Source organism: Sulfurospirillum diekertiae (assembly GCF_011769985.2).
GTDB classification, from domain to species: Bacteria; Campylobacterota; Campylobacteria; order Campylobacterales; family Sulfurospirillaceae; genus Sulfurospirillum; species Sulfurospirillum diekertiae.
In genome coordinates, this window is sequence record NZ_CP039734.2 from 2,407,893 (window position 1) to 2,431,976 (window position 24,084).

Annotated in this window: 25 protein-coding genes and 2 pseudogenes; 7 read left to right on the forward strand and 20 right to left on the reverse strand. The window is 40.2% G+C overall.

The features are described from left to right. Window position 1: 1 nt before the first annotated feature. Window positions 2-1,039: an energy-coupling factor ABC transporter ATP-binding protein gene (locus FA584_RS12365; RefSeq protein WP_167749642.1), complete on the reverse strand. Its 1,038-nt coding sequence runs from the start codon at window positions 1,037-1,039 to the stop codon at window positions 2-4. Next, entirely contained in the window at window positions 1,036-1,737 is a 702-nt protein-coding gene (tupB, locus tag FA584_RS12370) for a tungstate ABC transporter permease TupB (protein ID WP_167749643.1), read from the reverse strand. The genes FA584_RS12365 and tupB overlap by 4 nt, the downstream gene beginning before the upstream one ends. 85 nt (window positions 1,738-1,822) lie before the next feature. Between tupB and tupA the strand changes: the two genes are divergently transcribed. After that, on the forward strand, window positions 1,823-2,662 hold the full coding sequence (tupA, locus tag FA584_RS12375; RefSeq protein WP_167749644.1) for a tungstate ABC transporter substrate-binding protein TupA: 840 nt from the start codon (window positions 1,823-1,825) through the stop codon (window positions 2,660-2,662). 34 nt (window positions 2,663-2,696) lie between these two features. On the opposite strand, the gene FA584_RS12380 is transcribed toward tupA, so the two are convergent. The 17 genes and pseudogenes from FA584_RS12380 to FA584_RS12460 form a co-directional block, all read right to left on the reverse strand. Next, on the reverse strand, window positions 2,697-3,437 hold the full coding sequence (locus FA584_RS12380) for a winged helix-turn-helix domain-containing protein (RefSeq protein ID WP_167749645.1): 741 nt from the start codon (window positions 3,435-3,437) through the stop codon (window positions 2,697-2,699). Window positions 3,438-3,440: 3 nt separating this feature from the next. Further along, window positions 3,441-4,228: pseudogene (fdhD, locus tag FA584_RS12385) on the reverse strand (formate dehydrogenase accessory sulfurtransferase FdhD). Between the two features lie 197 nt (window positions 4,229-4,425). Next, a complete protein-coding gene (locus FA584_RS12390) occupies window positions 4,426-5,325 on the reverse strand; it encodes a formate dehydrogenase subunit gamma (RefSeq protein WP_167749646.1) in 900 nt (299 codons plus the stop codon). Between the two features lie 11 nt (window positions 5,326-5,336). Next, a complete protein-coding gene (gene fdh3B, locus FA584_RS12395; RefSeq protein ID WP_191342054.1) occupies window positions 5,337-5,942 on the reverse strand; it encodes a formate dehydrogenase FDH3 subunit beta in 606 nt (201 codons plus the stop codon). Window positions 5,943-5,949: 7 nt separating this feature from the next. After that, the gene (locus FA584_RS12400) at window positions 5,950-8,811 is read right to left on the reverse strand and encodes a formate dehydrogenase subunit alpha (protein WP_167749647.1); all 2,862 of its coding nucleotides are present in this window, start codon (window positions 8,809-8,811) and stop codon (window positions 5,950-5,952) included. 18 nt (window positions 8,812-8,829) lie between these two features. After that, window positions 8,830-9,027 carry a twin-arginine translocation signal domain-containing protein gene (locus FA584_RS12405; protein ID WP_096047473.1) on the reverse strand — a complete coding sequence of 66 codons (198 nt, stop codon included), beginning with the start codon at window positions 9,025-9,027 and terminating at the stop codon, window positions 8,830-8,832. Between the two features lie 83 nt (window positions 9,028-9,110). Then, window positions 9,111-9,854, reverse strand: coding sequence for a TorD/DmsD family molecular chaperone (locus FA584_RS12410; RefSeq protein ID WP_167749648.1), 744 nt, complete (start codon window positions 9,852-9,854; stop codon window positions 9,111-9,113). Between the two features lie 350 nt (window positions 9,855-10,204). Then, the gene (locus FA584_RS12415) at window positions 10,205-12,202 is read right to left on the reverse strand and encodes a TonB-dependent receptor plug domain-containing protein (RefSeq protein ID WP_167749649.1); all 1,998 of its coding nucleotides are present in this window, start codon (window positions 12,200-12,202) and stop codon (window positions 10,205-10,207) included. Window positions 12,203-12,287: 85 nt separating this feature from the next. Next, complete coding sequence (locus FA584_RS12420) at window positions 12,288-13,076, reverse strand: ABC transporter ATP-binding protein (RefSeq protein WP_167749650.1); 789 nt, start codon at window positions 13,074-13,076, stop codon at window positions 12,288-12,290. Next, window positions 13,073-14,089, reverse strand: coding sequence for a FecCD family ABC transporter permease (locus tag FA584_RS12425; protein ID WP_167749651.1), 1,017 nt, complete (start codon window positions 14,087-14,089; stop codon window positions 13,073-13,075). The genes FA584_RS12420 and FA584_RS12425 overlap by 4 nt, the downstream gene beginning before the upstream one ends. Then, entirely contained in the window at window positions 14,086-15,102 is a 1,017-nt protein-coding gene (locus FA584_RS12430) for an ABC transporter substrate-binding protein (RefSeq protein WP_167749652.1), read from the reverse strand. Before FA584_RS12430 ends, FA584_RS12425 begins: the two co-directional genes overlap by 4 nt. Then, window positions 15,099-16,133, reverse strand: coding sequence for an LLM class flavin-dependent oxidoreductase (locus FA584_RS12435; protein ID WP_167749653.1), 1,035 nt, complete (start codon window positions 16,131-16,133; stop codon window positions 15,099-15,101). Before FA584_RS12435 ends, FA584_RS12430 begins: the two co-directional genes overlap by 4 nt. Continuing rightward, window positions 16,130-16,675: a globin domain-containing protein gene (locus tag FA584_RS12440; RefSeq protein WP_167749654.1), complete on the reverse strand. Its 546-nt coding sequence runs from the start codon at window positions 16,673-16,675 to the stop codon at window positions 16,130-16,132. Before FA584_RS12440 ends, FA584_RS12435 begins: the two co-directional genes overlap by 4 nt. Before the next feature lie 9 nt (window positions 16,676-16,684). Beyond that, window positions 16,685-17,377, reverse strand: a complete 693-nt coding sequence (locus FA584_RS12445) for an energy transducer TonB (protein ID WP_191342055.1) — start codon at window positions 17,375-17,377, stop codon at window positions 16,685-16,687. Beyond that, window positions 17,370-17,579: an ExbD/TolR family protein gene (locus tag FA584_RS14615; RefSeq protein ID WP_167749656.1), complete on the reverse strand. Its 210-nt coding sequence runs from the start codon at window positions 17,577-17,579 to the stop codon at window positions 17,370-17,372. The genes FA584_RS12445 and FA584_RS14615 overlap by 8 nt, the downstream gene beginning before the upstream one ends. Then, window positions 17,551-17,778 carry an ExbD/TolR family protein gene (locus FA584_RS14620; protein ID WP_167749657.1) on the reverse strand — a complete coding sequence of 76 codons (228 nt, stop codon included), beginning with the start codon at window positions 17,776-17,778 and terminating at the stop codon, window positions 17,551-17,553. The genes FA584_RS14615 and FA584_RS14620 overlap by 29 nt, the downstream gene beginning before the upstream one ends. Next, window positions 17,768-18,214 carry a MotA/TolQ/ExbB proton channel family protein gene (locus FA584_RS12460; RefSeq protein ID WP_167749658.1) on the reverse strand — a complete coding sequence of 149 codons (447 nt, stop codon included), beginning with the start codon at window positions 18,212-18,214 and terminating at the stop codon, window positions 17,768-17,770. Before FA584_RS12460 ends, FA584_RS14620 begins: the two co-directional genes overlap by 11 nt. A gap of 271 nt (window positions 18,215-18,485) precedes the next feature. Here FA584_RS12460 and FA584_RS12465 point away from each other — a divergent pair, with 271 nt between their 5' ends. The 6 genes and pseudogenes from FA584_RS12465 to FA584_RS12490 all read left to right on the forward strand — a co-directional run bounded on the left by FA584_RS12465 (window position 18,486) and on the right by FA584_RS12490 (window position 23,783). Further along, window positions 18,486-19,259: a TOBE domain-containing protein gene (locus tag FA584_RS12465; protein ID WP_167749659.1), complete on the forward strand. Its 774-nt coding sequence runs from the start codon at window positions 18,486-18,488 to the stop codon at window positions 19,257-19,259. Window positions 19,260-19,453: 194 nt separating this feature from the next. Continuing rightward, complete coding sequence (locus FA584_RS12470) at window positions 19,454-19,828, forward strand: globin family protein (protein WP_167749660.1); 375 nt, start codon at window positions 19,454-19,456, stop codon at window positions 19,826-19,828. A gap of 7 nt (window positions 19,829-19,835) precedes the next feature. After that, window positions 19,836-20,027: pseudogene (locus FA584_RS12475) on the forward strand (globin domain-containing protein); the annotation flags it as partial. Window positions 20,028-20,064: 37 nt separating this feature from the next. Next, window positions 20,065-21,087: an ABC transporter substrate-binding protein gene (locus tag FA584_RS12480; RefSeq protein ID WP_167749661.1), complete on the forward strand. Its 1,023-nt coding sequence runs from the start codon at window positions 20,065-20,067 to the stop codon at window positions 21,085-21,087. A 79-nt stretch (window positions 21,088-21,166) separates the two neighbouring features. Beyond that, window positions 21,167-22,948, forward strand: a complete 1,782-nt coding sequence (locus tag FA584_RS12485; protein ID WP_167749662.1) for a radical SAM protein — start codon at window positions 21,167-21,169, stop codon at window positions 22,946-22,948. Between the two features lie 70 nt (window positions 22,949-23,018). After that, a complete protein-coding gene (locus tag FA584_RS12490; RefSeq protein ID WP_167749663.1) occupies window positions 23,019-23,783 on the forward strand; it encodes a class I SAM-dependent methyltransferase in 765 nt (254 codons plus the stop codon). Window positions 23,784-23,817: 34 nt separating this feature from the next. On the opposite strand, the gene FA584_RS12495 is transcribed toward FA584_RS12490, so the two are convergent. Then, on the reverse strand, window positions 23,818-24,027 hold the full coding sequence (locus tag FA584_RS12495; protein WP_096047483.1) for a TOBE domain-containing protein: 210 nt from the start codon (window positions 24,025-24,027) through the stop codon (window positions 23,818-23,820). Between the last annotated feature and the right edge of the window lie 57 nt (window positions 24,028-24,084).

Here is a 24,084-nt window from a genome sequence, read left to right on the forward strand (position 1 = left end):
TCTACGCCTCCTTAGACGGCACTTTAATCGCTGATTTGGCAAAACTCACATACACATTTTGAGAAGGGTAAAAGTGGTAGCGCTTAAAGTATTCAAAGCTTTCCACGCACTCTAGGGCATGATTGCCGATGACAATTTTGAGTGAAATCTCATTGGTTTTGGTGACATGCAACACATCGCGTATGACGCCGCTCAAACAGACCGTATCGTCTTTACATGTAAAAGGTTCAATCGAAACTGAAATATCACGTGGGTTAATCGCCACACCTCGTTTTTCGCCGATACGATAGCTTTTAGGAAGCGACATACTTTGGGTTTCATCAAAATCAAAAAAGCGTTCATCACCGCTTTCACGCCATTTGCCAACGATGAGATTCGTCGTTGAAAAATCCATCAAACGCCCAAAGTGAAGCCCGACTTTGCGCGTGGCAATTTCACCCAGCCACAAAAGATCATGACTGGCAATGACAATGGTGGTTCCCCACGCTTGATTAGCATGTAAAATAGCATCGGTAAATTGAGGAACACCGCTGTAATCAAGACTATTGGTTGGTTCATCAAGGAGAAGCATCTTTGGATGAAGGACGAGTCTGGAAGCCAGCGCCACACGTTGAGTCTCTCCGCTGGAGAGTTCATGCCATGCCCTATGTAAGAACTTTTTAGGCAGAAGGCCAACCAACTCTAGCGCTTCGTTCATCCGTTCTGACGCATTTTCAAGGGTTCCTCTGATCTTGAGCCCAAAGAGAAGATTCTCCCGCACACTGCGTTTAAGCAGGTATGGTTCAGGCAATAAAATGCCAATTTCGCGTTTTACATGTAAAGGGATGCTGCTCGCATCAAAACCACGATAACGCAGCGTGCCACTCTGTGCAGCTTCCAAGAAAGCGAGGTGGCGCAGAAGCGTACTTTTGCCACTCCCATTTGAACCTACGAGTCCTAAAATTTCGCCCTCATTGACTTGCAGAGCTTGAATATCCAAAACAGGCTTTTCACCATACAGCGTTCGTAAATTTTTAAGTTCATACATTACTGTATTCATACAACAATTCTCGCACGTTTTTTCAAAAAGAAGAGCACAAAATTGAGCAAAAAGGCTATACTGATCAGCACCAACCCTAGCGCAATACCTGTAGCAAATTCACCTTTATTCGTTTCTAATGAGATCGCAGTGGTAATGGTACGTGTAAACCACTTGATATTACCACCAATCATCATCGCAATGCCTACTTCAGCTATGACACGTCCGTACGCGGCAACCGCAACGGCGATCAGTGCATGACGAAGTTCCCAAACCACGCTTCGGATCATCTGTGACATCGTCAATCCAAAGGAAGCGAGTGTGAGGTAAAGCTTCTTCTCCATTCCTTCAACCGCCGTAGCACTTAAAGAGATGATAATGGGTAATGCTAAAAGTGTTTGCCCGATCACAATACCTGATAATGTATAGAGCAGTTCATAACTTCCAAAAGGTCCACGGTTGGAGATAAACGCGTAAACAATCAGACCTACCACTACCGTTGGAATGGCAAGGAGGGTGTCGGAAAGAAGCTTGAAAAATTTTCGCCCAGGGAATTGAAAAAATCCCAAACAAAACCCTAATGGTAGCCCAATAACAATACTAAAAATAATAGAAAGAGTCGAACTTTTTAGCGTCACATCAACCGCTGAAATCGTTTCAGGATCAAGGTTAACAAGCAGCCAAAATGCTTCTTTTAAACCCGATAAAATAAAATCCAAAATTATTCCTACTTTTACATGTAATTTAAAAAAAGATACGCTACACTACAAACATGCTAAATAAACATATATGGAGGATTATTCAATGTTTTCAGTAAAGAACCGCTTAAAAGGGAAAGTGCTTTTCTCGCTTCTTGCCCTCAGTTCGCTACTCTGTGCGGCTGATCTTAAAATGGCAACCACAACGAGTACAGGCGACACAGGCCTTTTAGACGTACTTGTCCCTAAATACAAAGCCGATACGGGTGTTGATCTTAAATGGGTTGCCGTTGGAACGGGTAACGCTTTAAAACTAGGTGAGAACTGCGATGTGAGTGTTCTTTTCGTCCACTCTCCAACGTCAGAAAAAACATATATGGAAAAAGGATTTGGTGTTGAACGAACGCCTGTGATGTACAATGACTTTGTCGTTATTGGAACACCTGACATGAAAGCCAAATTCGCAGGTAAAAGTATTTCAGAAGTTTTCAAAATCATCGAAACTGAACAAATTAAATTCGTCAGTCGTGGTGACAAATCCGGAACACATGATAAAGAAAAAGGTGTTTGGAAAGAGGCTTTAGGTCACACACCTGAAAAACAACCATGGTATCTTGAAGCGGGTCAAGGCATGATCGCTACAATCAACATCGCTGCTGAGCAAAAAGGTGTTACGTTGACAGATCGTGGAACTTACATTAAATACGAAGCAAACTACAAAGGTAACCCACCTTTGGTTATCGTTTATGAAGGTGCTGATGCACTTAAAAATTTCTACTCCGTCATTGCCGTTAACCCAAAAAGATGTGCCAATACCGACTATAAAGGCGCTCTACAATTTATAGAGTGGGTTACATCTGACAAAATTCAAACAGAAATCGCCAACTTTAAACTGATGGATAAACAACTCTTCTATCCAGATTTTAAAACACGCGCAGCGAAGTAATCTTTAGGTTGCCTCCAAAGAGGCAACCTTTTATTTAACGCTCTTCAAACTCTTTTTTATTTCTCGGCTTTAAAAACAACTCTTTAAAACGCTCATTGGCATAGGCTTCAATTTCCGCTTGAAGTTTTCGGTAATTGTCCATAAATTCACGTGCTACAGGAGTCAGTGTTGTTCCTGCATCTTCGCCACCGCCTTGTTTGGTTTGCACCATCGTGTCGTTAATATTTTTTTGCAAGATCTTGATGTGTGTCCATGCTTTTTTATAATTCATGCCAATTTTTTCAGACGCCTTAGAGATAGACCCCTCTTGCTCAATCAACTCCAAGATTTCTGTTTTACCCTTGCCAAAAAGCAATTCGCCCTCAGCATTTTCGATCCATGTTTTGGTTTTGACATACAAACGTGGACGTGTTTTTTCTTTAAAACATCCTAATTCGCAAAACGTGACATCGTAGTTTTTTTCTTTCAACGTACCACGAATTTTTTTAAGCCCAATCCCAGCGGCTGCAGCGCGTGCAGCTTTACATGTAACACGATTTTTTTCATCTAACAGTGGCGTGAGACGATTTTCTGCTTCGACATCGTAGATACCACCTTCAAGTTTCCCAAACTGTCCTAATTCACACGAGTCAATACGTATATCCATTGCTTTGGCACATGCACCCACTTCGAGGGTAGAACACTTTAGTTTTGCTGCGATTTTAAAGCCATCGGTACAGTCTAGTTTGCCTTTTTCATTCAAATATTTTTTGATCAGTTCTTCCATCTCAGACATTTTCTACTCCTCAACGATAATTCGCTGTGGATTGCGGTAAACATTCATCGTATCGCCCCTCACAAATCCAATGAGCGTTAATCCAAATTTCTCAGCAATCATAAGCCCTAAACAGGTTGAAGCCGTACGCGATGCCAAAATAGGAATTTGGTGCATAACTGCTTTAGCAACCATCTCTGACGAGAGTCTACCACTGACCATTAAAAAGGCATTGCGCACATCAACACCTGCTATCTGTGCTTTTCCAACGACTTTATCAATCGTATTGTGCTGTGCAATATCTTCGCCAATAAAATATGTATGCGCATCGGTAAAAAGCTTCGCGGTATGCACACACCCTGTTTGCTCGTACAAAGGACATTCGGTGTAAAACTGTCCCATCTCTTTGCAAAGAAGATCAGCACGGAGTGTAAAATCACTTTTTATGACTTTCGCTTCAATGGCTTCTGGGTCAATATTGGCCGTCATACTTCTGCCACAACCGCTAATAACCACACCTTCAGCATTCAATTTTTTAATGTTTGCAACGTTAACTTTAGCTTCGATATGCACTTGCATGCCATCACCTAGGAGTTTGAGCGAAGTGACATCACTGAATTTTTCGATGATATTCTCACTCATCAAATAACCAATAGCAAGGGCTTCTTGATCCACAGGGGTGCCATAACCGCACCCACTTTTTCGCCATTGACGTAAATTTCTAACTTGATTTCACGAACAAGTATATCGTCTCGCTCAAACTTCTCTTTGCCTTTAATTTTAGTAATCTTGGTTGAATAAACTGGCTCCATACCTTCCCCTTAACGTGCTTGTTTCGCATATTGTAGCACTAAAAAATAAATAAAGAGCAAGAGAATTGCTTCTCGTACTCTTTACATGTAAAGATTATATATAAAAAGAATTATTCGATCATTCTGCCTCGCAAGAGGCAAGCTTTAATGACTCCTACGTAGACTCTTGAGCCATGCCCAAGAGTCCTGTAAACAGATTAGAACTTACCCTGATCTCTGAGTTTCTTATACCATGTACTGTGAAGAATCTTCACTTCTTCTTCTTCCACATACCCTGTAATAATACTATGCACTGCTCCTTTAATAGCGAACATAGACATATACACATGGGTGATGAACATTGCTACGATTGCAAAGCCCATTACATTATGAATAATAGCTGCTGCTCTAAGTAAGTCTATTTGACTTAACCCTGTTAGATCATGCAACATTTGCATTTTAAAGTCTAGGAAGAACATGAATGCTCCACTTAAGATCATGGTAATACCACCTAATATGGCGACCCAGTACCACATCTTTTGACCGGCATTAAACTTATCAGCGAGAATTGGTTTTTTCTCTTTAGAGAGGTAACCTCCTAGGATCATAAACCATTTCACATCTGCGAAGTTAAAGAGAGCCTCTTTAAGCCACATGAGTGCCATAGGAATGACGACAATGGTAAAGGGAATGGTAAAGATACCATGAAGGTTCTTTGCCATCCTCACCAAGGTTCCACCACCAAAGAACTCACCGAAAACGATAATGAATCCTGTGGGTATAATCACCAAGAAGCTAATAGCGGCTACTTGGTGGATAATTCTATTATAGAGATTAAAGGCATAATATTTCTTTGCACTGTGTGGAAAGACTTTAGGACCTATAATCAGGTAATGGATATAGAAAGCTCCAGGAACTCCGATTAGAACGCCTAGGAATATCCATGCAAAGTATTTATTTTGCAGTAGGGTAAACAAAGGTCCTAAGTGGGTACTTCCCTCTTTTCCGTATTCTAAAATATTTTGTATGCGCATCTCACCCCAGATTTGGCTTTCAGTGGCGTATGCCACTGTTGACAAACTCAGAGCTGCAATGATCATCATTAGATTCTTTCTCATTGCTGCTCCTTTCATTGGTTTTTATACGCTTTATCCCATCCGTAAGGAGAGTTAATGCCTTTACCACCACGAGCCATCACACGTGCTCTAAAGACGTTTGATACAGACTCTGCATCACCCACCAAAAGTGCTTTCGTTGAACACATTGCTGCACATACAGGAACTTTACCCTCAGCGATACGGTTTTGACCATAGAGTTCACGCTCATGAAGTGAGTTTGTCTCAAGTGGTCCACCAGCACACATCGTACATTTATCCATAGCTCCCTTAGCACCAAAGGCACCATCTCTTGGGAACTGTGGCGCACCAAATGGGCAAGCATAAAGACAATAGCCACAACCGATACATTTGTTCTTATCATGAAGAACGATGCCGTCCTCTCTGATATAGAAACAATCCACTGGGCACACTTGCGCACATGGCGCGTCCGTACAGTGCATACAAGCAATTGAGGTTGAAAACTCCTTGCCTGGGATGCCTTCATTAATCGTCACAACTTTACGTCTGCTAATACCTACAGGAAGCTCATGCGCTTCGGCACAAGCGACTGAACAGCCATCACACTCAATACATCTGCTCTCATCGCAGTAAAATTTCATTCTTGCGTATTCCATCATCTACCCCCTACGCTTTTTCGATGCGACACAAGCCGCCCTTAGTTTCAGGAATCTGAGTAATGATGTCGTAACCGTAGTTCGTAACGGTATTGACACTCTCGCCGCTTGCATAAGGCTTCGTTCCTGCTGGGAAATTACCCGTTCTATCTGTTCCTTGGAAGTAACCTGCAAAGTGGAATGGCATAAAGACCATATCGGGAAGTACGCTATGAGAATACTTCGCTTTCACTTTAATTTTGGTACCTTCAGGTGAGTGTACCCACATCATTCCACCGTTTCTAATGCCATGTTTGAGCGCTAAATCTGGGTGAATATCACAGAACATCTCAGGTGTTAATGCCGCGATGTACTTAGATGCACGGTTTTCAATACCCGCACCGTTCATCGTGACTAAACGTCCTGTTACCATGTTAATTGGGAACTCTTTTGAATAGTCTTTTGCATTTTGGATAGAAGCGTACTTCGTCATAACACGGAAGTGGTTTGCTTTATCTGCATACGCTGGGTATTTTGCAACCAAATCTTGTCTTGGTGAGTGGAGTGGTTCTCTGTGCATTGGGATATGATCCGGGAAGTTCCAAACAATCGCACGCGCTTTTGCGTTACCGTACGGTGAAAGACCAACTTCAAGCGCCAATTCAATTAACTTGCCAGTAGAACATACTTTCCAGTTTGCACCACACGCTACTTTTTCTTCTTCTGTCAATGGACGACCAAGGAGTTTCTCAATATTCGCTTTTGTAACTTCTTCGTATCCAGTTTCAATGCTAGAACCCTTAGGTGCTGAACTTTTTTCTGCCAAGAGATTAACACCGTCTTTTTCCAAGCCAAAGTTATTTCTAAAGCCCATACCACCATCTTTAACAGCGATGCTGGTATCGTAAAGGTTTGGCGAACCGCCGTGTTTTGTTGTCCAGCAAGGCCATGGTAACCCATAGTACTCACCTTTCATTGGTCCAAAACCTGCACCGCTGACTTCATCAAACATATGCCAGTTATCGGTATGCTTTTTAATACGCTCTGCTGTCCAACCTACTAAACCAATGGTTCGAATGGTACGTGCAATTTCATTGGTTGCATCTTCTGGCCACTGGAACGTTGTTTTACCAGGAATTGGCTCAAGTACACCTGTTTTAGGATTGATTTGCATTAACATGGTTTTAGTGTATTGCTCGTAGAAGCCTAAATGTTTTGCTAAAGCAAACATAATTTCTTGATCCGGTTTGCTCTCATACATAGGCTCAACAACTTTGTATCTCCACTGTGCACTTCTGTTGGTTGCAACACAATAACCACTGGTCTCAAACTGAGTTGCTGCAGGGAGAATAAAGACGTTGTCTTTTTTATCGGTTAAAATAGCCGCTTCGTTGACAAACGGGTCTGCAAGAACTAACAAATCAAGATTGTCTAAGCCTTCTTTAATTTTTGCTTGTTGTGCAACAGAAGTAATACCGTTACCCATAACAATCAATGCTTTGAGGTGTGTGCCTGCATTTTCGATTTTTTCATCGGATTTTACATTTTGAACACCAGCCCACCATCTTGCAAGTGAGAAACCAGTTTTTGTCATCCATGTTGCGTCTTTGAATTGCTTGACAAGGTAATCGTATTCAACGCCCCACATACGAGCAAAGTATTTCCATGAACCTTCTGCTAATCCATAATAGCCTGGAAGTGAATCAGAGAGACATCCCATATCGGTAGCACCTTGAACGTTATCGTGTCCACGTAAGATGTTTGTACCACCCCCTGCTACACCCATGTTACCAAGAGCTAACTGGAGAATTGGAGCCATACGCGTATTGGAAGTACCAATTGAGTGTTGTGTAAGACCCATAGCCCAAATCAATGAACCAGGACGATTTTTTGCATAGATATTAGTGATTTGAATGAGTTTTTCAGCTGGAACGCCTGTAACATCTGCTACAACTTCTGGTGTCCACTTTTTAGCTTCTTCACGAATTTTATCCATACCAAATACACGGTCATCTATATACTTTTTATCTTCCCAACCATTTGCAAAAATGATGTTAAGCATACCGTACATAAACGGAATATCTGTACCGGGGCGAATTTGTGCATAGATATCAGCTTTAGCAGCTGTTTTGGTAAATCGTGGATCAATAACGATAATTTGTGTATTGTTGCGCTCTTTTGCTTTCAATAAATGTTGGAAACCTACAGGGTGATTAACCGCAGGGTTAGATCCGAAAATAATAATTGCTTTTGACTTTTGCATATCTCCAAGAGAGTTTGTCATAGCACCGTATCCAAATGTATTCGCCACACCGGCGACTGTGGAAGAGTGTCAGATTCTAGCTTGGTGATCTGTGTTATTTGTCCCAAAGAATGCAGCGAACTTTCTAAAATAGTACGCTTGCTCATTGCTCATCTTAGCAGAACCTAAGAATTGAACAGAATCAGGACCATCTTTTTTCTTAAGTTCTGCCAATTTATTGGCAATACGGTTAAGCGCATCGTCCCAAGAAAGACGTTTCCACTGACCATTTTCTTTAACCATTGGATACTTAAGGCGTACTTCAGATCTGACCATATCGATCATATCTGCACCTTTACAGCAATGTCCTCCAAGGCTAATTGGGTGGTCTTGAGCAACTTCTTGACGAACCCATACTCCATTTTGAACTTCTGCAATTACACCACACCCTACTGAACATGATGTACAGATGGTTTTAACTTTTTTGCTTCCAGGAAATGGGTTTTTAACCTCTTCCTCTGTTGCAGCTCGTGTCACATTCTCACCAGCAAACCCTGAAGTAGCGCCAAATACGCTAGCAACGGCTGCCATTTTGAGGAATGACCTTCGACCTACGGTCGTTGTTAGAGCACGTTCGGTTGTTTTTTCCATAACTCTATGCCTCCTCTTTTATAGGGCAGATTTGTAATAATCTTCCCATGCTTGTGTTTTCTTATAAGTAATCTCTTTCTTTTTAGATTTACCTACAACAACGCCATTTGAACCTTTTGAACTAGAAGAACTTGCTTGTGCACCCACTACACCAACGGCAGCGACAGCACCCACAAGTGCAGCTTTTGCGACAAAGCCACGTCTGCTCTCATTCATACAATGCTCCTTGTATACATTAATCCCTTTTGCAAGAGATTGCTCAAAAAAATCACTATTTTCTTGAGCAACCTCTTTCGTTGCTAGCGCAGGGTACGCTCTACTTTTGCATCCAGTCCCGCTATCTTTTTAGCTTTATTGTCCGCTCTTCGTTTTGCTTCTGCTCCAGAGATCACTTCCACAGGCTTTTGAACCCTAATTTTTTCTTTGAGAGGTGGTTTTGCGACTTCAAAATACATACGCTCAAATGCCATAAACGCATTAAGAACAATTGCAATAGATTGGTATGTTTTTGACATCGGGTGCTCATAGACATTGATGATAAACTCATCCACGAAAGGGTTAATCACTTCGGTGAAAAGACAGTGCTGGATAGTTTCATACTCTTTTTGATTTTTCATAATAAGTTCAATGAGCTCGTGCATAAAGGTAAAGATAAACCCAACGCTGTCTTCGTTCTCTTTGAAGTTTGTTTCATCCCGTCTGATTTTTGTTTTGGCTAAGAAATTTTTAACAGCTAAGCGTTGATGCCCACTCTCAACACCCTCATCGTAATAGGACGCGGTATTGCGAACGACTTTATAGGCAGGATTATGGAAGATGTCATCGTACTCTTGAATCAGTGCATTTTGACCTTTTTCAACCAAAAATATTTTAATTTCTTTGAGTGCTTCAGCGGAATTTTCATCAATCGGGTTTTCGATCATCACATCAAGCGCTTCTGAAACACCTTTATAACGATCTATACTTGTTGTAAAAACAAATATTTTGCTCAAGAAGCCATAGTAGAGTGAGCGGGCTTTATTAACAGATTCTTTATTTATCATTTTTTTGTTCCTCATTTCTTAAAGTCAACAAAACTAGACCAATTGAGTCCAGATTCATTGAAACAGCTTAAAAAGCTCGAAAACAAGGGGAAACACGGTATCTTTGTAGAGACAAGACCCTCTTTTTACGATGCGTTATGTGATTTTAGTAAACAACTGTTTACCGATTTGTAGTAAATTTACCACAGATTTGCTTAGGTGAAAATGGTAAAAAAAGAGTAGTTTAAAAACTTAAAAGTAACTTAAATATTCAAATTAAGCATATTGCTTGGAGGTTTATAGCAGTGAAAGAAAGTATAGTTCAGAGAACATTAAAGCTCTCTGAACTGTTTTACATGTAAAAAATAATTTTAGAAGCTATAACGCGCATTAGCGTAGTAACTTCGGCCTTCTTGAGGATAGCCATAGCTATAAAAATAATCTCGATCAAAGATATTTTTAACGCCAACAGCCAGCTCAAGAGCTTTAACTGGGCGATAGGCAACTTTCAAATCCATTAAGAAAAAATCTTTGGTTTGATAATCACCATATCGGTAATCATTGCTTACATAACGTTCACTTTCATAACGAACTTGAGGAATAATATCAACCATTGCGATTGGAGAATATTTTAAACGTCCAGCAAAGCTATGTTTTGGTATATCCGTAACGTAAGGATTGATTGGATTATCTTTAATATCTGCATCAATATAGGTATAGGATACGCTACTACTTAAATATTCATCCCAAAAAGAATCTAAAGAGACTTCAACGCCTTTATGTTCTTCTTTCCCTATATTTTGACTTTGCTTGCATTTACCACCTGTACAAATACCTGCGACATCTGGAACATTCACGGAAGCGATATAATCATCCGATTCGGATAAGAAAAGAGCTACATGCGCCACGTGTGCATCCGTTAATTTTTGGTCAATACCCACTTCATAATTAATAGATTGTTCCGCTTTTAAATCAGGATTGGGGATATACGTACCCAGTTTAGTTGAATATCTATCTTTTAAGGTAGGCATATTACTTTTTTTGGCAATACTTCCATAAAGAGTCGTCGCATCACTGAGTTTATAGTAGAGTGCTGTTTCTGGATTAAACGCATCAGTATCATATTTTGGGAACTCTTTAATGGCTGTACCACTACGATATTCTGCTTTATCAATTTTATTCTCATCATAAGAGGCGCCCGTAACCCATGTGATTTGATCAGTCACTTTTAATGAATATTCTAATCCATAAGAAGTTGTTGTTCCCTCAGCTTTTATATCAACACCTGGTGTAGCAGAATCAATGTCTTTATGATAATCTTTTTTTTGCGTAACCGATAATTTTAACATTTGGGCTTCTGTTAACTTAAAATCTAACTCAGCATTACCGCCTAATGTATAATCATCATACTCCGTTACTTCCGTTATTTTAGAGCTTGTTGAAGGTAAATTATTGTACCAATTTATCTTATTATAAAACTCATCTCTGTACCAACGCGTCTTTAACATAATTGCATCATTGAGTGCTGTTTTTGTCAAGAAATAATAACTGGTTTTGTCCCAATCTGGCCAATACCAATGTCTATTTGTTGCCATAGCAACTGGTGCCGTTATATCGCTAGCAAAATACGGTTGCCCTTTTTCTCCACGTTGTGCAATATAATTAAAAGCATATTCATCTGTATCGTTGGGTGTATATCCAACTTTAATATTTATTTTTCGATCTTGGGAATCTGAGTTTTCTCGTTTACCGCCATTTTCATACCCATTGGCAGTATAATCATTTGATAATTTAAAATAATCTCTTTCGTAGTTTGAAACAGAGATTAACCCATAATATTTCCCTTGATTGGTTCCCATTGTTAAATACTCTTCTTGCCCATTACCGCTAAAAACACCTGCACCCACTTCGCCTTCAAACTCTTTCGTTGGTTTTTTGGTGATAAGGTTAACAGCTCCACCCATTGTATTTGCCCCATACATTGGAGATACATAGCCTTTTGATACATCAATCTCATCAATATCATAGGTTGTGAAGCGACTTAAATCCGTTGTTTTATCATATGGTACATAAACAGGAATACCATCTACATAGATAGGCACACGACTTTGATTAAAGCCTCGGATACGAATACCTGTATCGTTTCTAGCACCTGTTTGTTGAATATAAGTACCTGGAATGTTTTCCAATGCTTGAGCAACTGTTTTACTCTCTGTATCTTTTATTGTTTGTGCATCTACAGATTCTGTCGTCTGATTTGCACTAATATCTTTTGATTCACTGACCTCAATTTTTCCTAACTCAAATGTCTCACCCATCAACACGGATGCGGTGATCAATGAAAGCGCTAAGCCAACGTTGTATTTCATATTTTCTCCTTTTAAATGTTTAGCAAACATAGTATTTTATTTTATATAACGATAGATCTGCCCTGCCCAAAAACCGACCAACCTCCTATACTTTAGAATTATGAACAAACGAAGGGATACATACAGGATAGCCACACGAAGTCTGTTTGAGCTCAATATCCGTATGATAAAGTTCGTTGATAAGCTCTTGTGTAATTGTTTTACATGTAAGCCCGTGTGCCAAAATGTGACCATCTTTCAGCGCATAGGTATAACCACCGAGCATTAAAGCATGTTCGGGGAAATGGGTTGATTTTAAAAAGGTGTAACCCTCTTTGGAGAGGTTCATAATCGTTTCCAAAAGGCGCAGCTGATTGCCATAATCCAGCCCCGAAACCGGCTCATCCATGACCAAGATTTTTGCCCCTTGCGCTAAAGAACGGGCAATGAGAACCAACTGTTTTTCCCCACCACTCAGGGTTTGGAATGTGCGTTTTTCCAAATGTAAAATACCCAACCGCTCCATCGCCTCGCGTGCCAAGTGTATGTCAGCTTGACTTGGCTTTTTAAACCATGTCTCAAAAGCGATGCGACCCATAAGCACAATATCGAGGGCAAAAAAGGCAAATGCCACTTGTGTGCTTTGCGGAACATAGCTTACATGTAAAGCGCGCTCTTTAATAGAATAATTCTGTAATGTTTTGCCTTTTAAGATCACTTTGCCACTTTTTGGGGTTAAAAGCCCCAAAAAGAGTTTCATCAATGTACTTTTTCCTGTTCCATTGGGACCTAAAAGTGAGACTATACTGCCTTCTTCAATCGAAAGGTCAACACCTTGTAAAACGGGTTTGTCATTGTAAGAAAAAAAGATATTTTCCGCTTGGTAAAAACTCATGCAAATCCTTTTTTCGCGTTTTTAAGCGCAAAGACAAAAATCGGAATACCAATCAGTGATGTAGCAATGCCGATGGGAATTTCAACACTCATCGAAGTACGGCATAACGTATCAACGACCACTAAAAATGTCGCACCCAAAAGGGCACACATGGGAAGCAAAATGCGGTTATCTGCTCCTACCAAAAAACGTGCGATATGCGGAATGATAAGCCCTACCCAACCAATCATACCTGCAACGACTACTGTGAGCGTACTCAGAAGCGTGGCGAGTAAAATGGCACTGTTACGCACCCACGTTACCCGTATACCAAGCGCTTTGGCATCATCATCACCAAGGCTTAAGACATTGAGGTATTTACCCATTAATGAAAGCACAATCGTGCTCAGAATCAGAGGCATTGCAACACTAGAGAGTGTTTTCATATCTACCGCGCTGAAAGAGCCCATCAGCCAGTAAACAATGGTCGGAAGTTTATTGTAAGGATCCGCAACATACTTCACCGTAGAAAGCAGTGCAGAGAAAAGTGAACTAGAAATAACACCACCTAAGACTAAAAGAATGGTCTGTGAGCCACTTCGACCATAAATCTTTGCCACGCCAAGTGCCACTAAAACCGCCACAAAACCAAAAACAAACGAAAAGAGTTGCACCCCAAGCCAGCTATTGGAAATCATAATGCCAAGGGCTGCACCAAAAGAAGCCCCCGCAAGCACACCTAAAATTCCAGGAGAAACCAGAGGATTCACAAACATCGCTTGAAACGCTCCACCTGAAACCGAGAGGGCTGCTCCCACAAGAACAACGGCTAAAATACGTGGTAAACGTATATCAAAAACAATATTTGAAAGTAGTGCTACTTCGTTAGGCGCACTGCCTATGGTAAAAAATTTCCATAATAAAAGCTGCAAAAGGGTACCAAGATCGATCTCATAGCGACCAAGGGCGAGCGAAATGAGCAGGCTTGCGCTCAGTGTTGCGATCATCATGCTAAAAAGAAGCGAGTTTTTCATACAGTGCCCAAAATAGAATTGATTTGCGTATCGTTCAAATTAATATTTAAAAAGAGTTTGTAAAATTCACGCATTTCTTGTGTAAATTGCTCTGAATTTGGCGTATTGTAAAGGATATGTGTTAACCATCTTACCCCTAAAAGGCGCATAAAGGATGGTGGACGATCAATCCAGTTAAACGGTACCTTCGGAACTAAAAAAATCTTACCCTCACGAACGGCCTTGATAGAGTTCCACCTTGCATCGCTTTTGACTTTCTCAACAAATTCTCGCTCTTGCGCCACAATGACATCAGGATTGTAGAGGATGACTTGCTCTAAAGAGACTTTTTCCATCCCCATGCCACTTTTAGTGGTGCATAAATGCGGGTTAATACCCCCTGCAAATTTGATTGCTTCATAATGAAACGATTGGTCGCACTCGGTGGCAAGTCCATCCGCCCCCTCAGCGTAGTAAACAACAGGGCGTTTAGCGGCATTGGTTTTGACAACCTCTTTTGTTTTTTCAAGTGCTTTTGTTGCATAGTCTGAAAGTATCTTCGCTCTTTGCTCTTTGCCTAAAACCTCACCAAAGAAGAGATAGGCTTTCGGTAAACTCTCAACACTTTCAAGATCAACATCAATGCTCGGAATTTTGCTACTTTCAAAGAGATACTGCGCCAGTTGGCTAGAAGCATCGTTATTCCACAAAAAGACGATATCGGGATGCAACGAGAGCAAGGTTTCACGGTTCATGCTGTTCCCTCCCCCTTGAAGACCTCCCACAACAGGAAGCGCCATAAAGCGAGGATCGAGCATGTTGGAGGATTCATTATTCCCACGGGCATGGTTAAAGTTAAGCCCCACAATCAGTGAAGAATCAATCGTATAGATCATGTAAGTTGAAGGCGGTGACGTACCAAACACTTTGGTAATGACATCAGGAATTTCGACTTTTTTACCACCCATATCGACAATTTCACGCGCACTTAGGCTTAAAAGTAAACACAAAAGTACCCACACTATTTTTTTCATACCAGTTCCTTTTTTTCATTGCAATAAGGGCGTACCGCTTCATTGAATGTTCGTAAAAGCGTTATATTTTCAAAGAGATCAACACCAAGTGGTTTAAGCGTTATCGTGACATTGTCTAAACATGCTTGAATGGCTTTGATTTTAGAAATACATGTTTTTGTATCGCCGATAATGCCACAATCAAAAAATTTCTGCCCATCAAAAAAGGTGCTCCGTTCAGCTATAAGCTGTTTGTATCTGCTTTGATCAAAATGGGGAGATTTATGGAATGAAGATGCCGCACGCATTGACTTCGCAAAATGGTCAATCGCAGGACGTGCTTTATAAGCGGCTTCTTCATCACTTTTGGCAACATAAAATGTCCGCAAAAGTACGATCTGTGGTTTAAATCCAGCAATGGTTTCATACGCTTGGCTTACGCGTGCACATTCATCTAAGTCAACCCCTTGCGAAAGCATCAGCCCAAAACCTTTTCTGGCTGCATATGCGATGGTTTCATCTGAGGCAAACGTTGCAATGTACGTGGGAATCTTTGCTTGAAACGGTTTTGGCTCAATATCAACTTCTGAAAAATTAATAAATTTACCCTCAAAACCAACGGGTTTATCCTTTACATGTAAAAGCTGTGTAACAGCATCCACACACTCAAACATCATCGGGCGAAGGTTTTCCACCGTGACATTAAAATGCTTTGAATCGGGTGCAAAAGCGCCTTTGGCAAAGCCTAGATTGATTCTACCTTGACTTAAGTGATCTAGCGTTGCGACCTCTTCCGCTAAGCGAATCGCGTCGTAAAAAGGGGCTAAAAAACCAGCACATCCCAGCCTCACATACTTCGTTCGTGCCGTAGTGTACGCTAAAAGAAGTGACGGAGAGGGGCAAATGCTAAAATCATTAAAGTGGTGCTCTCCCAGCCAAACTTCATCAAAACGCATTGCATCGACCAATTCAATCAGTTTGAGCTGATTTTCAATCGCTTGGTTGGCATTGACATTAAAGCGCTCAAAGAGGCAAAAAATTCCCCATTTCATAGAATCCCAAACTCCTCTTTCATATCTTTATACAAAAAACGCTTCATGGGTCTTGTCGAACTTCGACGGTTCACCATTCGCATGGAAAAAGGCTCTATCCAGTTCCAAAACTCTTCGATCAACTCTTTAGGAAAATCAAGATCATGAAGCGTTTGCTTGTACATCATAAGCCATACTTCCCTACTTTCATCGTCAATAGCAAAAGGAGCATGGGTGCGACAAAGGGCAGGTGGACCATAACTATACGTATAGGTTTTTTCACCCCCTAAGGCTTGAATCAGAAAATGACTCGCTTTGGTCACACCTTCTAAAAAATGAGCATCATCGGTTGGGTACATCTGGGCAATAGCACTTTTTTGCAGCAAGCGATGGTGATGTAATACAATTTTAGGAATAGTTTCAGCGCCCACTTTGTCTAAGAAACTGGGCGTTGGGAAAATAATCGGAGGTAAAGAAGCTTTGAGATCAAAGCTACTCCATTTAAGGGTTTCGCTTTTTTTGGGAGTAGCCAGTTTATGAAGAAAGTGATGACCATTGCACATAAAATTTCCTTAGGATTTGAGCTTGAAAACAACCGGTATTGCGATTTCTAACTCCTCTTTGGGTGGGAGTTCAAAAGGAATAGCATCTAAGACAGCATCCATGGCATTACGATCTAAAATCGCTTTACCACTTGATTTTGCAATCTTAATAGACGATGCATCTACCATACCATTGGCATGAATCAAAAACTGCACAACCGCCTCACCCTCTAAGCCCATTTTTTTAGCCATTGAAGGATAACGAAGACTCTCTTGGATCTTATGCCTTACTTTGGCGAGATAGATAGAGAGTAGATCATCATTATGAGGGGAAGATGGCGCAGAAGCTTTTTCTTGCGTTTTGGCACTTACGGGTATTTGCACTGTTTGTTCAACAAAAGAGTCACTTGATGGAGCTGACGATATGATAGGCTCTTGAATGTGTTTTTGAATGGGTACGGTTTTAACAGGCTCTTTTTGAACTTTTTTTTCAGGTTTTTTTTCTATGATTGATTCATGTTTAAGGGGAACTTCTGGTTTAATCTCTTCTGCAGGTGGTGTAGGTTTTGGCTCTTCTAAGAAGCTTACCTGTGTCACGACAAATTCGTGTATAGCAGGTTTTGGAATCATCATACTCCCCATAATAAGGGCATACGCAATCATTACACATGTAAAAAGAGTGTTCCAAAAGAGGCGACGAAAAAATGCGATGCTTTCATGCACCCCCCTTAGTCGTTTGAATTGCAAACGTACTGATACGATGTTTTTTGCAAATATCAATTACTTTGACGACATATTCAAATGGCGTTTTAGCGTCACTGCGAAGTACAATATGAGGTTCTTTCCCCGTAACCTGTGCGATTTTTGCATCCAAATCATCCAGTGAAAGTGCCTCATCATCCGTAATAAAGTTCTCCCGTTTCACTCAAAGAGAGCGTGATGGGCTTTTGGTCATCTTTGTGATTTTCAGCATTCGTTGCTTGTGGCAAATTCAAAGGGATTTTACCTTGTGTTACAAAGGTAGCTGTTACCATAAAAATAACCAAGATAACCAGCACAATATCGACAAAAGGAGTCATATTGATCTCAGCAATATCACTCTCGTAGACAGGTTCACGCCTCATTGAGTTGCGCTTCTTTCTGTGTTAAAACCACCTTCACACGTCGGGTAAAATAGTTATACGCAATCACACACGGAATAGCAACAAATAACCCTGTTGCAGTTGCAATCAAAGCTTCAGAAATCCCTTGCATAATGGGCTGTACATCAAAAGCGTTGGAAGAGCCTATCATATGAAACGCTTGAATAATGCCCAAAACGGTTCCAAAAAGTCCTATAAAAGGGGCGTTATTACCAAATGTGGCTAAAATACCTAAATGGGCTTCAAGACTCAAACGTAATGTATAATAATCAATACTTTGATAGTTTTTTTGAATCGCTCCAAATGCCAATAAACGCTCAATTATCACTCCAACGGCAATGACACTCATGGAAACCAACACCCAAAGTACTGGGTCGATTCCTACAAGAGCGAATGATAATAATTTTTCACTGAGCATTTTTTCTCCTTACAACAAATACAAAACCCTTTTCGCTCAATCGCTATATACTATACCTAATAACGGTTGAGCGAAAAAAAGCAGACAACAAGAAACGAGAACATTATATCGCAATATATTTACAAATACAACGTAAAATATACACTTTACAGTATTCATTCTGTTTAAAAAATAGGCATGCTATACTGAAAAAAACACACGAAGAGCGCTTCATTCGACTTTTGTGCTATACTTATTTCTTAATTTCACCTCTAAAATAGATAGGAATACCATGTTAGAAGCACGACTTTGGATGAAAAAAAGCGATAAAAATTATCTGGGTAAAGGGCGTATAGAGCTTTTAGAACACATTCGAGAACATGGCTCCATTCATGCGGCAGCTAAAGCGATGAAGATGAGTTATAAGGCTGCTTGGGATTCAGTGGATGCGATGAACAACCTTTCTGAAATTCCACTGGTGCAAAAAACAAGCGGTGGTAAAGGCGGTGGAGGAACACTTCTAACCCCTAAAGGTGAAGAGGTCATCGCAGCATTTCACAACTTACAAGAAAAACATCAACAATTTTTAGATCTTTTTGCAAACAGTGAAGACCTACTTACTATCGTTCAAACACTCAGTCGTCTCTCTTTAAAGCTCAGCGCACGCAACCAACTGATAGGTACTATTAGTGCTATTAATGAAGATGCGGTGAATGTTGCCATTGAACTTACCATTAAAGCTGCTGATAAAATTTACGCAAGCATCACTAAAAACAGTTATCAAGAACTTGGTCTTCATCTAGGGGAGAATGCTATTGCTATCATTAAAGCAAGTTCAGTGTTGCTTTCTAAGAGCAAACCCGCTATTGCCTGTGAAAATTTACTTAAAGGGACTATTATTCAAATTCTTAGTGATACCTCCAATACAGAAGTCACGTTGGAGCTTGAAAGTAAAAGTACCATCACTGCTACCATTGCCAATGATGCGTTTGAGCCATTAAACCTCAAAGTCAATGCAGAGGCCTATGCCTTTTTCAAAGCATCTAATGTTATCTTAGGCGTTTAAAACTGTTTTAACGCCTCTTCTCTCTTTCAAAATGCTTAAATAGTAACCATTTTATTGCACACTAAATAATTCCTATCCCTTTTATCTCTTTAAACTCTTGCCATATACATTTTTTCCTGCTACCATTATGTTTTAATTTATATAACGAATGTGAGTAAAAATTATCAACTATTTTAATAGTTCAAGGAGACACTATGCCCGTTATGATTGATGGTGTTCAAGTACAACTCTTTAGTGAATGTAACCCCAACGCCCCTTTCCCCCAAACCGATGAAAATCCAAGACGTGCCCACCCAAAGATTGATGTGATCTTTCCAGAACTTTTTTTTCCTTCCAATAAAACTTATCTAGCAATTGGGGAAGCCAAAATTCGTGAAGTGGTTAAACGACATCATGATCTCGTACGTAAAAGCAAAATAGGTCATCTTTATCCTCAAGATGAAGCTGCTTTTATTGCAGCCACAACCAAAATTGAAGATTTTTTTGTGCAAATGTTAGGCGGTGCTGATCTGACCCTATACCTCCAAACAAGGCCATCCAAAACTCAGAGAGCGTCACTTTCCCTTTGAAGTCACTGAAACAGGGCGTGACATCTGGCTGATGTGTTTTAAAAAAGCACTCAAACAAGCTCACGTTCCTAAAGAGCTCTTACCCGAAATTTGGAATTGGGTTGAGTCCATCTCAATGCGTATGATCAATAGACGCACCAGTATGGAGATGCTCAAACGTTATCCTTATGAAAGCATACAATCTTATTTTGATGCTTAATGCTCTTTACATGTAAAAATTATCCAAAGGATTTTTGATGCGCTATTTACTGCTCTTTTTACTTTTTTTTAGCTCACTTTTTGCCAATAATACACGCACATTTACTGATATTTCGGGCAAAACGATCAACTTGCCTGAACATATCACACGTATTTATGGCTCAGCACCTCCTATCACTTTTATGCTCTATGTCATCGATGACGCACCGTTGATTGGTGTAAATTTTCCACAGACAAACAAAGACAATAGTGATGGTGAGAAATTTTTGAGCAAACACTTCATGAGCCTTCCCGTGCTAGGGGGATGGCATGGAAACAACACCCCTAACTTAGAGGCAATTATCGCAGTAAAACCAGATGTCATTGTGACATGGGATACGCCACTTCTCAATGAAAAAACGTCCAAAGATTTAGCACGCATCAACATCCCTGCTCTTAAAGTGAATATTGATGACTCTCGTAATTACCCTGAAGTCTTTCGCTATCTTGGAAAAGTGATGCACAAGGAAGAGCGTGCCAATCAGCTCGCAAATATGGCACAAAATTATTTGGACGAGCTTAAAAATTTTGTAGCAACTGTTCCTGAACAAGAGCGTACCAAAGTTTATTACGCCGAAGGTGATTTCGGACTTCAAACAGAGTGTGACGTCTCATTTCACTCTGAACCTCTAACGCTTGCTGGAGGAAATTTAGTCCATAAATGTATTCAAAACAGTGTTATTGGATTGCAAGAAGTTAGTTTTGAGCAAGTTCTCATCTATGCTCCTGATGTCATTATTGTGCAAAATCCTGCTTTTTATAAAACGATTTTTACCGATAAAAAATGGACTATGCTTAAAGCAGTTCAAACCAAAAGAGTGTACTTAGTACCAAAATCCCCTTTTAATTGGACAGATCGCCCCCCTTCCTTTATGCGTATTATTGGGGCACATTGGATTGCAAGTAAACTCTATCCAACACGTTATCCTTTTAAGATTCAAGAGAAAGTGAGAGCATTTTACCAACTCTTCTTTGGCGTTGCACTAAGTGACGAAGATCTCAAAACTTATTTTGAGCTTTAAAGGCTAAGGCTCTCTCATCGAACCTTTTAGAGAGCCTTTGGTTTGTAATAAAACCTACTTTTGATGAAAGGAACACCCTATGATCTGCTCAATTTGTGAACGAAGATGCCGTGTTGAAGAGAACAATATTGGTGCGTGTGGACGTTATCAATGTCACAACAATACCATGATCGAACGCTTCCCCAATTCCTATCTTGTAGTAGCTCCTATTTCTGCTGAGACGATGCCCGTGCTTCATTTTCATCCCCGTGCAAAATTTTTACAAATTAGTACCACAGGGTGTAATTTTGACTGTTTGGGGTGTATTTCAACGGTAGTTGCCAAAGAGATGGATGTGCAAAGTCCCGCGCTTAAAAAACTCTCTCCCATACAAATTGTGAACAAAGCGTTGGAGCAAGAGTGCGATGGTATTGCTTTTTTAATGAACGATCCCCTCGCCTCTTTTTATAGCTTTCTTGAAATCTGCACTCTTGCCAAAGAGTGTGGGCTACTGACAGGCTGTTCCACCAATGGCTATTTCACACCCGAATCGCTTAATCTCCTCGCTCCACATTTGGATTTTGTCAATATTGGACTTAAAGGCTTGTGCAATGACGTCTACAAAAGTTGTGGCGCAAACAGTTACAAACCCGTTTTACGCAATATTGAGCTCTTTTACCGTAAAGGTGTGCATGTTGAAGTGGCGTGTATTCATAAAAAAGATAATGATGATGAAGTCCTTGCTATTGCAGATACTATAGCAAAGATTTCAAAAGAGATTCCGCTTCAAATCATGCGGTTTATTCCCATTGATGATGCCAGTATTAACCTTGAGCCATCTATCTTAGCTTCTGAAAAGCTTTATAAAAAACTCACATCCCACCTTGATTATGTCTACCTTTTTAACTCCCCAGGCTCAGAGTGCCTGAACACCTATTGCCCCGAATGTGGTGCGCTCATTTTTGAGCGAGATTTTTACGGTCCAATGGGTTCCAAATTAAGAACGATCAGCCACCACTATCAGAACAATACCTGTTCGCACTGTCATCACAAACTGCCTATCGTAGGAAACCCTTGCCAAAAAGTGTTTGATGAAGATGGTTTTGAAGGTGGATACCCTCTTACTAGAGCACTCGAAATTGTCGAAGGAACACTCGCAACACTCGGAGTGACAGAGCAAAAAGAGGTTACAAGATGTTGGGAAGAACTTTTACGTGGAGATGGACTAAAACGTTTACATGTAAACATTCAAAATTTTGAAGATTATGCCAACACCATCCATTATCTTGCCACAATGACCCACACAGAACCTACCGCCAAAAAACTTTTAACCTTTATGCGAGATAAAATTGCCATGATTGCGCAAGAACTCCCCAAGGTAGTAACAAAGCCACATGTTTATTACGTGATGGGCAAACCTTTATTTGCACTCGAAGAGGAGCGACTTGAAAATCAATTGGTCGAGATGGCGGGTGGTATTAGTGTCAATAAAACGCTCAGTTTAAAAGGAAGACCCGGACGGAAAATCTCTGTTGAAACACTCAATGAACTCAACCCAGACGTTATGTTTATCTCTTCTTTTTTGGATTGTCCGTTGGACGAGTTTTACACTTTTTGTGAAGAGCAAGGTATTGTTGTCAATGCTGTAAAGAGTAAACGCATCTATACACACCTAGCCCCTTGCTTTGATTTTGGGAGCCCCCGATGGATTTTAGGCTTGATGCACATCGCCAATATGTTGCATCCTGAACTTTATCATTTTGATGTTTTACACGAAGCAAAGGTCTTTTATCAGGAGTTTTATGACACACCATTAAATATACCTTCTATCAATCGCTCCTTTGCAAAACCAAGTCCATACCACAAGATGCTTCATATTTAAGCAGTACCCTCTTGTACTTATGGTTAAATTTCGTTATAGTTCCAAGTATATAACGTATAAAGGATGTTTTATGGAACCAGCGTTTAATTTTTGGGACAACATGGCGAAGCGCTACCCACGCTTTAACGATATAACAATGAGTCAAGACGTCAATCATATTTTAAATTGGTGCCAAAATAAAAATGTTTCATTTGAGGGTGCTTCTATTTTAGATATTGGGGCAGGAACTGGAACCATTGCCATTCCGTTGGCACAAAAAGGCGCACAGGTAACTGCTATGGATATTTCAGAAGGAATGTTGGCAGCACTCAATGAAGATGCAAAAGAACAAGGACTCAGTGCAAAAGTTTCTACGCACCAAAGTGATTGGGACTCATTTCCATTAAACCAAAAATACGACATTGTCATCGCTTCAATGACTCCTGCGATTAGTGACCTACAAAAAATTGAAAAAATGCTTGGAGCTACAAAAGGGATAGGTATCTATGTTGGTTGGGGAAAATACCGCATTAATAAATTGGTAGAAGCTCTCGTGAAAGCTCATACAAAAGAAGAAGAGGATTGCGCATCAGGTGGCTGTATCAAAGCCAATCAATTTATTGAAATTTTAAAAGAGAAAAATATTCCTTTTGAGAGCGATTTTTTTGCAACATCTTGGGTCGATATGTACACTTTTGATGAGGCAAAAGAGTATTCTTATGATCAACTCAAACGTAAAGAGATAACCCCTGATGAAGAGATTGTAGAATCTATTTTAGTCTCGTTTCTTAAGGATGATAAAGTCCATGTAAAAACGGAAGCAGAAAAAGGGATGGTTTTGTGGAACGTCGCTTAAGAAGATACCCTTAATTGGGCATCTTCTTTTTTATTTATTCTTTAATCAATAAAACGTTAACGGCTTTAACAATGACTTTGACTTTATCACCCTCTTTGAGTCCCATCTCTTCGATGGATTCCATGGTCATAACGGAGCTCATTTTGTTAGCAATAATATCACCAACATCAACCTGACACATCACTTCGCCTTTTTTGATCTTCTTAACTGTTGCTATAATTTCATTTCGTGCGCCGTATTTCATTGTCATACTCCTCGGTTTAAATAGAACAAAATGCTACTCCAAAGCCTTATAACCTGT